Origin of the sequence: Micromonospora sp. WMMD812 (assembly GCF_027497215.1) — a bacterium.
Classification (GTDB): Bacteria; Actinomycetota; Actinomycetes; order Mycobacteriales; family Micromonosporaceae; genus Micromonospora.
Genome location: NZ_CP114904.1, coordinates 2,009,141 through 2,024,530 on the forward strand (window position 1 = coordinate 2,009,141; position 15,390 = coordinate 2,024,530).

The 15,390-nt window shown below is 74.5% G+C and carries 5 protein-coding genes; all 5 read right to left on the reverse strand.

Annotation, left to right across the window (positions count from 1 at the left end):
• Positions 1–13: 13 nt before the first annotated feature.
• Genes O7603_RS09165 through O7603_RS09185 form a run of 5 tightly spaced genes read right to left on the reverse strand, consistent with a single transcriptional unit; the run spans position 14 to position 15,383 of the window.
• Positions 14–5,614, reverse strand: a complete 5,601-nt coding sequence (locus tag O7603_RS09165) for a non-ribosomal peptide synthetase/MFS transporter (RefSeq protein WP_281575263.1) — start codon at positions 5,612–5,614, stop codon at positions 14–16.
• The gene (locus tag O7603_RS09170; RefSeq protein WP_281575264.1) at positions 5,614–8,733 is read right to left on the reverse strand and encodes an amino acid adenylation domain-containing protein; all 3,120 of its coding nucleotides are present in this window, start codon (positions 8,731–8,733) and stop codon (positions 5,614–5,616) included. Before O7603_RS09170 ends, O7603_RS09165 begins: the two co-directional genes overlap by 1 nt.
• Positions 8,730–8,918, reverse strand: coding sequence for an MbtH family NRPS accessory protein (locus tag O7603_RS09175; protein ID WP_281575265.1), 189 nt, complete (start codon positions 8,916–8,918; stop codon positions 8,730–8,732). Before O7603_RS09175 ends, O7603_RS09170 begins: the two co-directional genes overlap by 4 nt.
• Positions 8,918–9,871 carry a TauD/TfdA family dioxygenase gene (locus O7603_RS09180; RefSeq protein WP_281575266.1) on the reverse strand — a complete coding sequence of 318 codons (954 nt, stop codon included), beginning with the start codon at positions 9,869–9,871 and terminating at the stop codon, positions 8,918–8,920. Before O7603_RS09180 ends, O7603_RS09175 begins: the two co-directional genes overlap by 1 nt.
• Positions 9,872–9,896: 25 nt before the next feature.
• Positions 9,897–15,383 (reverse strand): type I polyketide synthase, encoded by a 5,487-nt coding sequence (locus tag O7603_RS09185; RefSeq protein WP_281575267.1) that lies wholly within the window; start codon positions 15,381–15,383, stop codon positions 9,897–9,899.
• Positions 15,384–15,390: the final 7 nt, after the last annotated feature.

Genomic DNA, 15,390 nt, shown 5'->3' on the forward strand with positions numbered 1-15,390 from the left:
AGGCCCCCCGTTGTCACGCGGCGACGGGGACCTTCTCCGCCTCCCGCTCGGCGGCGCGGGCGGCGAGCCGCCGTTCCCGCTCCTGCGCGCCGATCAGGTCGTCCGGCAGCGAGTCCTCGACCTCGATGTCGAAGCGGCGCAGCAGCCGGATCGCGAAGCCGCCGAGGGTGATCAGCACCAGCGCCGCGCCGAAGCAGACGTACGCGAACCCGATGCCACGGCCCGGTCCGGTGCCGATCACCGCCCCCACCGACCCGGCCAGCGCGCCGCCCGGGGCGAGCATCGGCTCGAAGAGGCTGGTCGCCGCCGGCGCCAGCAGCGCGAACCCGATCGGCAGGGTCGACCAGGAGATGGTCTGGTTGAGGCTGAACACCCGGCCGTGGAACCGCTGCGGCACCTTGACCTGGACGATGGTGGCGTAGATGGACTGCGCCGTGGTCATCGCCATGGCCAGCCAGAACGCCCCGACGCAGATCATCGCGACCGAGGCGTCCAGGCCGATGAGGACGCAGCCGACCGCGGTGCCGAGGTTGCCGACCAGCACCCCGATCATCCGGCGGTGCCGGGGACCGCCCCAGAGCGACATCAGCACACCGCCGGCCACCGCCCCGAGCGCCTCGGCGAGGGCCACCTGGGCCACCTGGGTCGCGGTGCCGAACGAGAGCACCAGCGGGGTGACGAGCACCAGGGCGGGGGCCAAGAAGATGTTGCCCAGCGCGAAGTAGCCGAGCATCAACCGGAACCCCCGGTGCTGCCAGGAGTAGCGCAACCCGTTGGCGATCGCCACCAACAGCCGCTCCCGCGGCCGCCAGCCGAGCGTGTCCGGGAAGCGGACCACGGCCAGCGTGAGCACCGCCACCAGGTAGCTCGCCACGTCGAGCAGCAGGATGCCCTTCAGCTCGATCGCGGCGAGCAGACCGGCCGCGAAGACCGGCATGAGCAGCATCGCGAAGCCGTTGGACAGCTGGGTGATGCCCATCGCGTGCCCGAGGTAGCGCTTGGGCACCAGCTGCGGCACGGCCGACTGGAACGCGATCCGCTGGAACGACCCGGCCACCTGGCTCAGCGCCACGAGACCGTAGATGTGCCAGAGCGCCAGGTTGTCCGTCCAGAGCAGCGCGGCGAGCACCACCTGGATGGACCCGGCGCTGCTGCTGGCGATCATCATGATCTTGCGGCGGCTGACCCGGTCGGTGATCGCCCCGGCGACCGGCAGCATGAGTACGCCGCAGATCAGCGCGAGCGCCCAGAGCAGACCCAGGTCGGCCACCGAGCCGGTCTGGGTGAACAGCCAGATCGGCAGCGCGAACGCGGTCAGCGCCGAACCGGTGGTGGAGACGAGCTGTCCGACGGTGACCGCCACGAACCGGGCCATGCTGGGCCGGACCACGTCCCGCCTCGGCACGTCGCCGTCGTCGCCGACCCGCAGGGTGTCGTACACCGCCCAGCCGGCGTCCTCACCGCGCGCCTGCCGGGTCAGGTCGGCGACGTCGCCGGCGGCCACCGCCCGGTGCGTCCGGGTGACGATCTCGGCCAGCTCGTCGGCGCGGTACTTGAGGAAGAAGTGCCCGGCCTGGTCGAGCACCACGAGCGCCAGGCTGTCGCTGAGGAACTGCCACTCGGTGTACCGCTCGGTGTGGTAGTCGGTGACCGGGTCCTCCGAGCCGACCACCGAGATGATCGGCGCGCGCAGCTTGGTGGCCCGCCGGTCGAGCAGGCCGGTGAAGTACTCCTCGGAGGCGCGGGAGTCGGCGCGCATGTTGCTGATGATCCGGTCCGCCTGCTCCGGGTCCAGCTCGTCGGTGTCCACGCCCATCGACTTGAGCCAGCTGGCGTAGTGCTTGTTGCTGCGCAGCTTCTCCAGCCGGGCGCGTACCGCGGCGAACAGCCCCTTGGGACGGGCGAACGGGAACATCGCTCCGATGTAGAGCGCCTCCAGCTCACGCCCGGCGGCCTCGACCTTGCGGGCCACCTCGGTCACGATCGCGCTGCCCACCCCGCAGTGTCCGTAGAGCACGAGTGGACCCTCGACACGCTCCAGGATCTCCTCGGCCACCCGGCTGGTCAGCTCGTCGAAGGGCAGGCCGTCCTCGTTGAGCCCGACGTCGTGGCCGGGAATGGCCAGCGACCAGAGCGCGTGCCCGGCCGGCAGCGCGTCGGCGAGCGGTTGGTAGACGATCGCGCTGCCACCGCCGTACGGCACGCAGACGTACGTCAGCACCCGCTGCGCCGCCGGGATCGGCTTGGTCAGCTCGTAGAGCAGCCGACGTGGCCCCTCCTCGCCGGCGGTTCCGGACATGAAGGCGGCCAGGTCGCGCATGGTCCGTTGCTGGAACAGGTCCATCACGCCCACCGCGCGCCCGCCGTGCTCCGCCTTGCGGATCTTCGCCACCACCTGGGTGGCGAGCATGGAGTGCCCGCCGAGGTCGAAGAAGTCGTCGTCGATGCCGAGCGTCGGCACGCCGAGCACCTCCGACCAGATCCCGGCGAGCAGCCGCTCGGTGTCGTCGCGCGGCTCGACCAGCGCCACCGACGCCTCGCGGGTGACCACCGGCGCGGGCAGGGCCTTACGGTCCAGCTTGCCGTTCGGGCTCAGCGGCAGCGCGTCGAGCGTGACGAACGCGGCGGGCACCATGTACTCGGGCAGCGTCTCCTTCAGCGCCGCCTTCAGCTCGGCGTGCTCGGCCTCCCCCACCACGTACGCGGTCAGCCGCTTGTCACCGGGGGTGTCCTCGCGGACGATCACCGCGGCCTCGGTCACCCCGGGCCGCTCGCGCAGCGCGCTCTCGATCTCGCCCAGCTCGATCCGCAGCCCCCGCAGCTTGACCTGGTGGTCGATCCGGCCGAGGAACTCGATGACGCCGGCCGGCCGGTCGACGGCGGAGCCGTCGAGGCCGCCCGGGCGGCCGGCGCGGGGCGGCGCGTCGGCCGCGGCCTGGTCGGCGGCGGCAACGGTCGCCGCCCCGGGCGCGGTCCGCCAGCGGGCCAGGTCGCCGGTGCGGTACAGCCGGGCGCCCGGCTCGCCGGAGAACGGGTCCGGCACGAACCGCTCCGCGGTGAGCGCCGGGCGGCGGTGGTAGCCGCGGGCCAACCCGACCCCGCCGATGTGCAGCTCACCGGCCACACCGACCGGGCACTCGTTGCCGGCGGCGTCGAGCACGTGCAGCCGCAGGTTGGCGATCGGCGCGCCGATCGGCACGCTGGTCAGCCCGGCCAGCAGCGCCGGGTCGCAGCGCCAGGAGCTGACGTCGATGGCGGCCTCGGTCGGGCCGTAGAGGTTGTGCAGCCCGCACCAGGGCAGCCGGGCGGTGAAGTCGGCCGCGGTGGCCAAGGGCAGCTCCTCGCCGGAGCAGATCACCCGGCGCAGCGCGGTCGCCGCCTCCACGCCGTCCTCGGCGAGGAAGACGGTCAGCATCGACGGGACGAAGTGGGTCGTGGTGACCCCCTCGCCGACCAGCAGGTCGCGCAGGTAGCCGGCGTCCTTGTGCCCGCCGGGCTTCGCGAGAACCAGCCGGGCGCCCTCGCGCAGCGGCCAGAAGAACTCCCACACCGACACGTCGAAGCTGGCCGGGGTCTTCTGCAGCACCGCGTCGTCCGGGCCGAGCCGGTAGGCCTTCTGCATCCAGTCGAGCCGGTTCACGATGCCCCGGTGGGTGTTCGGGACGCCCTTGGGCCGACCGGTCGAACCGGAGGTGTAGATGACGTACGCCAGGTGCTCGGGGCCGGCCGTCGCCGGGGGGTCGGCGGTCGGCTGGTCGGCCCAGACCCGCTCGTCGTCCAGGGCCAGCACGGTGGCGCCGGTCTCCGGCAGCACGTCGCGCAGGTGCTCCTGCACCAGCACCACCGGCGCGGCCGCGTCGGTGACCATGAACGCCAGCCGGTCCGCCGGGTACTCCGGGTCCAGCGGCAGGTAGGCGCCGCCGGCCTTCACCACGCCGAGCAGGCCGGCGACCAGCTCGACCGACCGCTCCGCACAGACCCCCACCAGGGTCTCCGGGCCCACTCCGGCGGCGCGCAGCCGGTGCGCGATCCGGTTCGCGGCGGTGATCAGCTCCGCGTACGTGACCGAGCGGCCGTCGAAGCGCAGCGCCACCGCGTCGGGGGTGCGCGCCGCCCGCTCCTCGATCGGCCCGTGCAGCGTCTGCGTACGCGGGAAGTCCGCCGCGGTGTCGTTCCAGGCCGCCAGCAGCTCCCGCTCGCCGGGGGCGAGCAGGTCGAGGGCGGAGACCGGGGTGTCCGGCGCGGCCACCACGGCGCGCAGCAGCGTGGTGAGCCGGCCGGCCATCCGCTCGACCGTCTCGCGGGTGAACAGGTCGGTGTTGAAGACCAGCTTCCCCCAGAGCCCGTCGACGGTCTCGACCGCGTGCAGCTCGAAGTCGAACCGGGTGGCCCGCAGCTCCATCGGCGTCCAGTCGAACGTCACGTCGCTGGCGTCGGGAACGTCGGCGTACCGGCCCATCTCGTAGTTCTGCAGCACGAACATGGCCTGGAACACCGGCGAGCGGCTGACGTCCCGGGGCAGACCCAGCTCGTGCACCACCCGGGCGAACGGCACCTCCCCGTGCTCCAGCCCGTCCAGCACGCCGCGCCGGGTGCGCTCCAGCAACTCGACGAAGGTCGGGTCGCCGGCCAGTTCGGCGCGCAGCGGCAGCATGTTGATGAACATGCCGACCACGTTCTCCAGCTCGGGCGCGGAGCGGCCGGCGACCGACGCGCCGACCGCGAAGTCGTCCTGGCCGGCGTGCCGGGCGAGGAACACCTGGTACGCCGCGAGCAGCGTCATGAACAGCGTGCCGCCGTAGGCGCGGGTGAGCGCGTTCAGACCCTCGGTGGTCGCCTTGTCGAGGGTGAACTCGACGAAGTCGCCCCGGTAGGTCTGGGTGGCCGGGCGGGGCAGGTCCAGCGGCAGCTCCAGCGGGGTGATCCCGGCCAGCCGCTGCTTCCACCACTCCACGTGCCCCTGCGCGACCGGGCCGGCCAGCTCCTGCGCCTCCCAGACGGCGAAGTCGCCGTACTGGACCGGCAGGGCGGGTGGCTCGCCGCCCCGGTAGAGGGTGATCAGGTCGCGCAGCAGCACGTCGACCGACCAGCCGTCGCCGACGATGTGGTGCTTGCCCAGGAACAGCACGTGTTCCTCGGGCCCCAGACGGACCAGCAGGGCGCGCAGCAGCGGGCCGTGCGCCAGGTCGAACGGCTCGGCGGCGGCCGCGTCCACGAGCCGCTGCGCGGCGTCGGGGTCCGGGGCGTCCACGATGCTCAGCGGCACCTCGACCGAGTCCTCGATCACCACGGTGGGGCGGCCGTCGGCGTCCGCCGGGAACCGGGTGCGCAGCGACTCGTGCCGGCGGGTCAGCCCGTCCAACGCCGCGCGCAGCGCCGCGACGTCCAGCGGGCCGCGCACCCGCAGGGGCACGGCGATGTGGTAGGCGGCCTCGCCCGGGGCGAGCTGGTCCATGAACCAGACCCGCTCCTGGGCGTACGACAGCGGCACCTCGGCGCCGGACGGACGCGGGGTGACCCGCGCCGCCGGCGGGGCGGACTGCCGCCGCCGCAGCCGTTGTGCGATGAGGGCCTGCCGGGCGGCGTCCCGGGCCGGGTCCTTCAGGTCGGTCATCAGGGACTGTCCTTCTCCGCCGCGAGCAGCGCGGCGACCTCGGTTTCGGAGAGCTCGTCGAGTTCGGCGGCGATCCGCTGCTCGATCTGGGCGGCCAGGTCGGCCACCACCGGGCTGGTGAACAGCGCCCGCATCGGCAGGTCCACCTCCACCTCGGCGCGGATCCGGGCCATCGCCCGCATACCGCGCAGGGAGTTGCCGCCGAGGGCGAAGAAGTCGTCGAGCGCGCCGACCTTGTCCACCTGCAGGATCTCGGCGTAGACCTCGGCGACCAGCACCTCGGCCTCGGTGCGCGGGGCGACGAACCCGCCGGCCGCGGCGGTGGCCGCCGGCGCGGGCAACGCCGCGCTGTCGAGCTTGCCGTTCGGCGTGAGCGGCAGCGCGTCCAGCCGGACGAAGGCGGCCGGCACCAGGTGCGCGGGCAGCTCGCCGGCGAGGTCGGCGGCGAGCGCGGCCGGGTCGGCGGCGCCGACCAGGTACGCGACCAGCTCCGCCTCGCCGGAGTCGGTGCGGACCGTCACCGCCGCCTCCCGCACGTCCGGGCGGGCCAGCAGCACCGACTCGATCTCGCCGAGTTCGATCCGCATGCCCCGGACCTTCACCTGGCTGTCGCGCCGGCCCAGGTACTCCAGTGTGCCGTCGGCCCGGCGGCGGGCCAGGTCCCCGGTGCGGTACATCCGCTCCCCCGGCGCCCCGTACGGGCACGGCAGGAAGCGCTCGGCGGTGAGGCCGGGCCGGCGCAGGTAGCCCCGGGCCAGCTGGTCGCCGGCCACGTACAGTTCACCGGCGACACCGGGCGGCACCGGGTTGAGGGCCGCGTCGAGCAGGTAGGCGCGGGTGTTCCAGGTGGGGTGGCCGATCGGCACGGGGCCGGCGGGTACCTGCTCCCCCGGCGCGATCCGGGCGGCCACGCAGCCGACGGTCGCCTCGGTCGGGCCGTACTCGTTGATCACCGCGACGTCGTCGTGCCCGGCCCGCCAGCCGGCCAGCTGCTCGCCGGTGAGCGCCTCGCCGCCGATCACCAGGTCGGTGGTGGGCGACAGCTCGGGGCCCAGCAGCGGCAGGTGACTCGGGGTGATCTTGAGGAAGCTGGGCCGTCCGCCGGCCCGGGCGCCGTCGTCGTCGAACGCGGCCAGCCGGACCGTGCCGCCGGCGGTCAACGTGCCGAGCAGGCCGGTGACGGTGAGGTCGAAGGAGACCGGCGAGTGCAGCAGCGCCGTGCCGGCCAGGCCCGGGTAGGTGTGCCGGGCCCAGGCGAGGTACGCCGCGACCGCCCGGTGCTCGACCACCACGCCCTTCGGCCGGCCGGTCGAGCCGGAGGTGTAGAGCACGTACGCCGGGTGCTCCGGGCGCAGCGGGGCGAGCCGGTCGGCGTCGGTCAGGTCGGTGGCGGCCAGGTCCGCGCCGGTGCCGGCGTCGAGCACGAGCGCGCCGGCCGGGACCAGCGCGGCGGTCTCCGCGGTGGCCAGCACGAACGCCGGCTCGGCGTCCTCGATCAGGTAGGCGATCCGGCCGGCCGGGTAGCCGTTGTCCACCGGGACGTACGCGGCGCCGGACTTGAGCACCGCGAGGATCGCCACCACCAGTTCCGCCGAGCGGGGCAGCGCGAGCGCCACCCGTGTCTCCGCGCCGGCGCCACCGGCGACCAGCAGCCGGGCGAGCCGGTTGGCCCGGGCGTTCAGCTCGCCGTACGAGAGCACGACGCCGTCGTGGACCAGCGCGGTCGCCTCCGGGGCAGCCGCCGCCCGCCGCTGCACCTCGTCCACCACCGTGGTGGCCGGCCGCTCGTGCGCGGTGTCGTTCCAGGCGTGCAGCACCCGCTCCCGCTCGGCGTCGTCGAGCAGCGGCAGCGCGGAGACCCGCCGCCCGGGCGTGGTGACGGCGGCGTCGAGCAGCCGCACGTACCGGGCCGCGAGCGTCTCGGCGGTCGTCCGGTCGAACAGCGCCGTGCGGTACACCAGCCGGCTGGTCGTGGTGGTGATGTCGAAGGCCAGGTCGTCCTTGGTGGTGCCGAGCGCCACCGGGTCCAGGCCGGAGTCCGGGATGAAGTTCAGCGCGGTCTGGAAGACCGGCTGCACGGCCGGGTCCCGGTTCGGCGCGACCGCCTCGACGATCCGCTGGAACGGGGTCTGCCCGTGCTCCATCGCGTCGACCAGGCCGTTGCGCACCCGGCCGAGCAGATCGGCGAAGCTGGGGTCGCCGGCCAGGTCGCAGCGCAGCGCGACCGGGTTGACGAACATGCCGATCAGCGGGGCCAGCTCGGCGTTGTCACGACCGGCGGTGGACACGCCGACCACCACGTCCTCGTCGCCGGAGATCCGCGACAGCAGCGCCGCGAACGCGGCCAGCAGCACCATGTACGGCGTCGCCGCCGCCGTGGTGGCCACCTCACCGACCCGGTCCAGCAGGCCCTCGGGCAGGTCGAAGTGCACCTCGTCGCCGGCGAAGCCGAGCTGGGCCGGCCGCGGCCGGTCCAGCGGCAGGCCGGTCACCGCGGGCGCCCCGGCCAGGTGGTCCCGCCAGAAGGCGAGCTGCCGGTCCAGCTCCGCGCCGGCGAGCTGCTCGCGCTGCCACACCGCGAAGTCGGCGTACTGGACGGGCAGCTCGGGCACCTCGGCGGGCGCGCCGGTGAGCACCGCCCGGCTGAACGCGGCCAGCTCGGCGGCGAGCAGCACCGCCGAGCGGCTGTCGAACACCGCGTGGTGCACCACGAACATCAGGCTGTACTGGTCGTCGGCGAGCCGGGCCAGCCGGGCCCGCCACAGCGGCGGCGCGTCCAACGGGATCGGCGCACGGGCCAGCGCCGTCAGCGCCTCGTCGAACCGCCGCACCTGCTCGCCGCCGGTGAACCCGCGCAGGTCGAGTTCGGGCACGTCGACCGGCTCGGCCTCGCGTACCACCTGCACCAGCGCGCCGTCGTCGACCCGCAGGTAGGTGCGCAGCGACTCGTGCCGGGCCACCACCTTCTGGACGACCTCGACGGCCTGCTCCCGGGTCAGCCCGCCGGGAAAGCGCCACGGGTTGGAGACGTTGTAGACCGGCGACTCCGCGTCGAGCTGGTTGGCGATCCAGACCCGCTCCTGGGCGAACGACGCCGGGAAGGTCCACTCCCGCGTCATGAGACACCCTCCCGCACCGACCGGGGACGCATGTCCGTCCACACCGTGTCGACGTGCGCCAGGCACTCCTCCCGGGTGCCGGCGAACCCGGCGTCGTGCCAGCCCGCCGGGAGGTCCCGGTCGGCCGACCAGATCGAGTACTGCTCCTCGTCGTTGTGCACGACCAGGAATCGGGATTCGGCCATCACTTCGCTCCGTTGCTCTCGGGGTCGTGCGGTTCGGCCATCGCGACGGCGATCTTCCGGGCGCCGGTGAACGGCTCCCGCCCGTGCGCGGCGGTCATGTTGTCCACCACCAGCACGTCGTCGCGCTGGTAGTCGAAGCGGACGGTCGCGGCCCGGTACGCGGCACGCAGGTGGTCCATCACGTCGGCCGGGATCTCGCCACCGTCGCCGTAGTAGGTGTTCGACGGGAGCCCGTCGGCGCCGAACATGGCCAGCAGCCCCTCCTGGTAGTCCTTCGGGAGGGTGCTCACGTGGAAGAACGTGGCGTGGTTGAACCAGCGCGGCGCGTCCGAGCCGGGCCGGTGGTGCACCACGTCGCGCACCGCCCGGGTCCGCAGCCCGTCCTTGCCACGCCACTCCAGCGCGATCCGGTTCGCCGCCGCGTACGCCTCGACCTCGGCCCGGTCGTCGGTGTTGAACACGTGCTGCCACGGGGTGCCGAAGTCGTCGTGGAAGTTGCGCACCAGCATCCACCGGCGCCGGACGAACTCCTCCCGCACCGCCGGATCGATCTCCTGAAAGACCCGGCGCACGTCGGCCAGCGGCGTCGCGCCAAGCGTCTGCGGCGGCGTGATGCAGTAGAAGAACAGCGTCAACGGCCAGCGGGCCTGGTACGAGTTCTCGTTGTGCAGGAAGATCTCCTCGTCCGGCGGGTAGTCGGTCGAGGTGTAGACCCGGCCCTTGATGGCGTGCCGGGGCGAGGACCGCTCCGTGTAGGTCAGCGGTTCGCCGGACAGGGCCCGCACCACCTGGTCGAAGCCGTCCACCCCGCCCACGTCGAAGCCGCGGAACAGCAGCCCGCCGCGCTCGGCCAGGCTGGCGCGCAGCTCCGCCCGCCGGTCCGTGATGACGTCGGTGAGCTTCCGCCCGTCGTTCTCGACGACCAGCGGCAGTGCGGCGATCGTGTCGCTCATTGCTCTCTACTCCTGTTTCTCGTGGTCAGGCGCGCGGCAGCCGCGGGATGGCGGGGATGGTCGCCGCCTCGGCGGCCGGCTCGTCGCTGGCGGGGGCGGTGGCCCGCAGTTCCTCGATCCGGGCGGCCAGGCCGGCCACGGTGGGCGTCTCGAAGAGACTGCGCATCGGCAGCCGGACACCGGTGGCCTTGCGCATCGCCGCGATCAGCTGCACCGCCACCAGAGAGTTGCCGCCGAGGGAGAAGAAGTCGTCGTCGACGCCGACCTCGGCGACCCCGAGGGCGTCCCGCCACACCTCGGCGATGGCGACCTCCAGCTCGGTGCGCGGCGCCGCCGAGCCGGCCCCCGTCGCGGCCGGCGCGGCCCCGCCCTCCTCCGGCTCGCTCTCCAGGCTCTCCGTGGTCACCCGGCCGGCGCGGTCGCGGATGTCCGCCACCGTCCGGGTGGCGATGACCACCTGGGCGCCGAGGCCGGCGGTGAGGCTGCGCCGGAACGCCTCCGCCCCGTCGACCGGCCGGATGTCCTCGCCCGGCCCGGCCGGCGTGGCCTCGGCCGCCGGCGCGGACCCGGCCGGCGCGGCCAGCCCGCCGGCGACGGCGCCCTGGTCGACCCGGCGCAGGACGAAGTCGCTGATCGCGACCAGCTCCCGGCCGTCGTCGTCGAGCAGGCTCAGGTCCGCGGCGAGGACCTCGTCGGTGGCGCTGTCCCGGTGCCGCAGGTGGCTGGCGAAACGCGCCGGCAGCGGCCTGCGGACGACGATCCGGCCGTACGACAGCGGCAGGTAGGTGCCGGAGCCCTGACCGCGGCCGAACGCGGTCGCCACGTCGAGCAGCGCCGGGTGCAGGCCCCACGAGGCCAGGTCGGCGACCGCCTCGGCGGGGGCCTCGATCCGGGCCAGCTCCTCGGCGGCGCCGAGGTGGTGCTCGCGCAACGCGTTCCAGCGCGGCCCGAAGGACAGCATGCTGGTGCGGCCCCGGCCGAACGACGCGTCGTCGTCGACCCGCCGACCCGGGCTGGCCACCTGCCGGGCCGGCGGCGCGGCCTCCACGGTCCAGCCGGCGGCGCCCCGCACGTGGGTACGCTCCTGGCCGCCGGCCAGGCTGCGCACGGCGAAGTCGACCCCGTCCTCGGCCGGGGTCAGCTCGACCCGGTACTGCGCGACCGTGCCGTCCGGCACCGCGAACGGCTCCAGGAAGACCACGTCACGCAGCTCCACGACCGCCTCACCGCCGGGGGCGGGCACCGCCGCGGCCACCGCGGCGCGAACCGACTCCAGGTGCGCCGTGCCCGGGACCACCGGCACCCCGCCGATGCGGTGCTCGTCGAGCACCCAGTGGGTGGTCGCGGAGACCAGGCCGTGCAGCACGGTGCCGTCCGGCCCGGTGACCCGAGTAGTGAGCACCGGGTGGTCGACCGCGCTGGTCACGGTGTCCCGCCCGGCGGCCCGGAAGCCGGCCGGCGCGGCCGTCTCCACGGCCATGCCGACCTCGGCCCAGCCGCCCCAGTTCTGCGACAGGACCGGGGCCCGCCAGTCCCGCCCCGAGCGGGCGTACGCGTCGAGGAAGGCGTTCGCCGCGCAGTAGTCGACCTGGCCGAAGCCGCCGATCACGGCGGTGACAGACGAGCAGAGCACCACGAAGTCCAGCGGCAGGTCGCCGAAGACCTGCGCCAGCGCGAGCGTGCCGGCGAGCTTCGGCGCAAGCACCCGCTCGGCCTCGGCCCGCTCCTTGATCTCGGCCATGCCGCCGCCGGGCAGGCCGGCCGCGTGCACGATGCCGTCGATCCCGCCGTACGCCTGCTCGGCCGCCGCCCGCACCCGGCGCAGGTCGGCAGGGTCGGTGACGTCGGCGGCGAGCACCAGCACCTCGGCGCCGGCGGCCTCCATCCGGCGGATCGCCGTGATCGCCCGACCGGCCCGGTCGTCGCTGCCGTGCACGGCGAGGTGGTCGTCCCACTGCTCGCGCGGCGGCAGGCCGGTGCGGGCCAGCAGGACCAGTCGGGCCCGCGCCCGGCGGGCGAAGTCCTCGGCCAGGGTGATGCCGATGCCGCCGAGCCCACCGGTGATGAGGTACCGGCCGCCGTCGCGCAGCGCGCCGGGCTCGCCCTCGGCGTCGACGGTGACCTGCTCGTAGTCGCCCACCCAGCGACGCCCGCCGCGCAGCGCCACCTCGGCCTGCTGCGCGTCCCGCGGGCGGCGCAGCTCGGCCAGCAGCGCCCGCCCGCCGTCGTCGGACGGGTCGGCGTCGACCAGCCGGACCGTCAGGCCGGGCAGCTCGGCGGGGAGCACCCGGACCAGCCCGGCGAGGGTGGCGTGCTCCGGCCGGACCAGGTCGTCGCCGCGGACGTCGCCCACGCCGGCGGTGACCAGTTCGAGGCTGAGGCCGCCGTCCTCCGCCGTGAGGCCGGCGCCGGCGAGGGCCTGCACCAGGTGCAGCGCGCTGAAGAAGCCGCGGTCCTGGGCGGACCAGGTGGCCGCGATGTCGGTGCCGGTCGGCGCCCCGTCCAGGGTGAACGCGTGCACGAGCCGGGTCGGCACCCCGTCTGCGGCGAGCGCGGCGACCAGCGCGTCGTAGTCCTCCCGGACGCCGGGGCGCAGCCGGTAGCCGGTGTCGGTCGCGGCGAAGCCGTCGCCGGGGCGTACCTCGACCGGGTCGGCCCCGGCGGCGCGCAGCCCGGCGGCCAGCGCGTCGCCGCGCGGGCCGTCGGCGAGGACCAGGCAGCGGCCCAGCGGCTCGGTGCGCGGCTCCGGGGCGGCCTGCCGCCAGACCGGCACGGCGAACCACTCCGGCAGCGGCCGGGGCCCGGTCCGCGCCGGCGCCGCCGACCGCTCCTGCTCCGGGTCCGGGTCCACCCAGTAGCGGCGCCGCTCGAACGGGTAGGTGGGCAGCGGCACCCGCCGCGCCTGCGGGTCGGCGCCGAGCCGTACGGGCGTGCCGGCGCACCAGAGCGCCGCGGCGGTGCCGAGCAGGGTGGCCAGGTCGCCGGTGGACTCGCCCGGCCCGGGCAGGCTGCCCAGCGGGGTGAGCCGGCGCTGCTCGGAGGAGGCCTTGGCGACCTGCATCCGGGCCAGGTTGGCCAGCTGCTTCCCGGGCCCGCACTCGACCAGCTGCCAGGTGCCCTCGCCGAGCAGGGTGGCCACGCAGTCGCCGAACCGCACCGGCTGGCGCAGGTGCGCGGCCCAGTAGGCCGGGTCGGTGGCCTGCGCGTCGGTGATCCAGGTGCCGGTGACGTTGGACAGGAACGGCATCGTCGGCGGCCGCAGGGTCACCGACGCCATCAGCGCGGTGAACTCGCCCAGGATCGGCTCCATCATCGGCGAGTGGAAGGCGTGCGAGGTGCGCAACGCCTTGCTCTTGCCCTTGAGCAGCTCGGCGAAGGCCGCGACGGCCGCGCTCTCCCCGGCCACCACGCAGGTGCCCGGGCCGTTGACCGTCGCGATCGACAGGCCCTCGGGGAGCCGCTCCGCGATCACCGACTCGTCCAGCGAGACCGCGAGCATCGAGCCGGCCGGCAGCGACTGCATCAGCCGGCCGCGGGCGGCGACCACCCGCAGCGCGTCGGGCAGGCTCAGCACACCGGCCACGGTGGCCGCCACGTACTCACCGATCGAGTGGCCGATCATCGCCGCCGGCCGGGCCCCGGCGTCCTGCCAGAGCCGGGCCAGGGCGTACTCGACGACGAAGAGCGCGGGCTGGGTGTAGCGGGTCTCGGTGAGCCGCTCCCCCGCGTCCGGATCCCGGCCGAGGACGAGGTCGCGGATGTCCAGCCCCAGCTCGGGTCGGAGCAGCGCGGCGCACTCGTCCACGGTGGCCGCGAACGCCGGCTCCTCGGCGTAGAGCTGCGCCCCCATCCCGGCGTACTGGGCACCCTGCCCGGAGAACAGGAAACACACTCGGGTGGCTGGACCGTCGGTCAGTCCGCGATGTCCGCGCCGTGGATCAAGGAGAGCCGCGGCCGCCGTCTGCAGGTCGGTGGCGACCACGGCGGCGCGGTGCGGGTACTCCCGCCGGCCGACGCGCAGGGTGTGCGCCACGTCGGCGAGGTGCTCCGGCCCGGCGTCCGCGGCCTCGGTGAGGCGCGCGGCGAGCCGCTGCACCGCGGTGTCGAGCGCGGTGGCGGTCTGGGCCGAGACGTGCAGCAGTTGGGCCGGGCGCACCCGACGCGGCGCCCGGTACGCCGCCGGCGCCTGCTCCAGCACCACGTGGGCGTTGGTGCCGCCGATGCCGAAGGAGCTGACGCCGGCCCGGCGCGGCCCGCCGTCGGCGTCCCACTTCGTGAGCGTGTTCGCCACGTAGAACGGCGTCTCGGCGAACTCCACGGCCGGGTTCGGCGTCTCGTAGTTGATCGTCGGCGGGATCAGGCCGTGCTCCATGGCCAGCACCGTCTTGATCACGCTGACGATGCCGGAGGGCTGGCTGAGGTGCCCGATGTTCGACTTCACCGAGCCGATGCCGCACCAGCCGCGATCGTCGGTGTCCTTCGTGTACACCGCGGCGAGCGCGGCCACCTCGATCGGATCGCCCATCGCGGTGCCGGTGCCGTGCGCCTCGACGTAGCTGATGGTGCGCGGGTCGACACCGGCCATCGCGACCGCCTGAGCGATCGCCTCGATCTGGCCGTCGATGCTCGGCGCGGTGAAGCCGACCTTGCCGGCGCCGTCGTTGTTGATGGCGTTGCCGAGCACCACCGCGCGGATCGCGTCGCCGTCGGCGATCGCGTCGGAGAGGCGCTTGAGCAGCGTGACCCCGACGCCGCTGCCCCAGACGGTGCCGTTCGCGCCCGCGTCGAACGGGCGGCACCGCCCGTCGGGCGAGGTGAAGCCGTCCATGCCGAGGTAGCCGACGTGCGGCAGCTCGACGTTCACCCCGCCAGCGAGGGCCATGTCGCACTCGCCGTTGCGCAGCGCCTCGCACGCCAGGTGGAAGGCGACCAGCGAGGTCGAGCAGGCGGTGTGCACGGTGAGGCTCGGCCCCCGCAGGTCCAGCCGGTACGACACGTTCGTGGCCACGTAGTTCGGCGAGTTGCCGGTGGCGATGGAGACCGCCGCGTGCGGGCTGCCGCCGACCCGCTTGTTGCGCAGCACGTGGCGGTGCAGGTAGGTGTTGCCGCCGGTGCCCGCGTAGACGCCCACGGCACCGTCGTAGCGGAACGGGTCGTAGCCGGCGTCCTCCAGCGCCGCGTGGCAGGTCTCCAGGAACAGCCGGTGCTGCGGGTCGGTCATCTCCGCCTCGCGGGCGGTCATCCCGAACAGCCCGGCGTCGAACTCGTCGTACCCGTCGACCAGCGGGGCGCGGTTGACCCAGCCCGGGTCGTCCACCTCCTCCGTGGTGGCGCCCCGGGCCAGCTGCTCCTCCCGGGTGAGCTCGGTGACCGACTCCACCCCGTCGACCAGGTTGCGCCAGAACTCGTTCACGTCGGCCGCGCCGGGCAGGCGGGCGGCCAGCCCGACGATCGCGATCGGCTCGATGCCGTCGCCGTCGCCGGACAGATCGGTTGCGGTCGATTCGTCCATCACGGTG

Coding starts and splice junctions, on each gene's coding strand:
- O7603_RS09185 (WP_281575267.1), bottom strand. CDS start 15,383: ATGGACGAATCGACCGCAACCGATCTGTCCGGCGACGGCGACGGCATC.
- O7603_RS09175 (WP_281575265.1), bottom strand. CDS start 8,918: ATGGCCGAATCCCGATTCCTGGTCGTGCACAACGACGAGGAGCAGTAC.
- O7603_RS09165 (WP_281575263.1), bottom strand. CDS start 5,614: ATGACCGACCTGAAGGACCCGGCCCGGGACGCCGCCCGGCAGGCCCTC.
- O7603_RS09170 (WP_281575264.1), bottom strand. CDS start 8,733: ATGACGCGGGAGTGGACCTTCCCGGCGTCGTTCGCCCAGGAGCGGGTC.
- O7603_RS09180 (WP_281575266.1), bottom strand. CDS start 9,871: ATGAGCGACACGATCGCCGCACTGCCGCTGGTCGTCGAGAACGACGGG.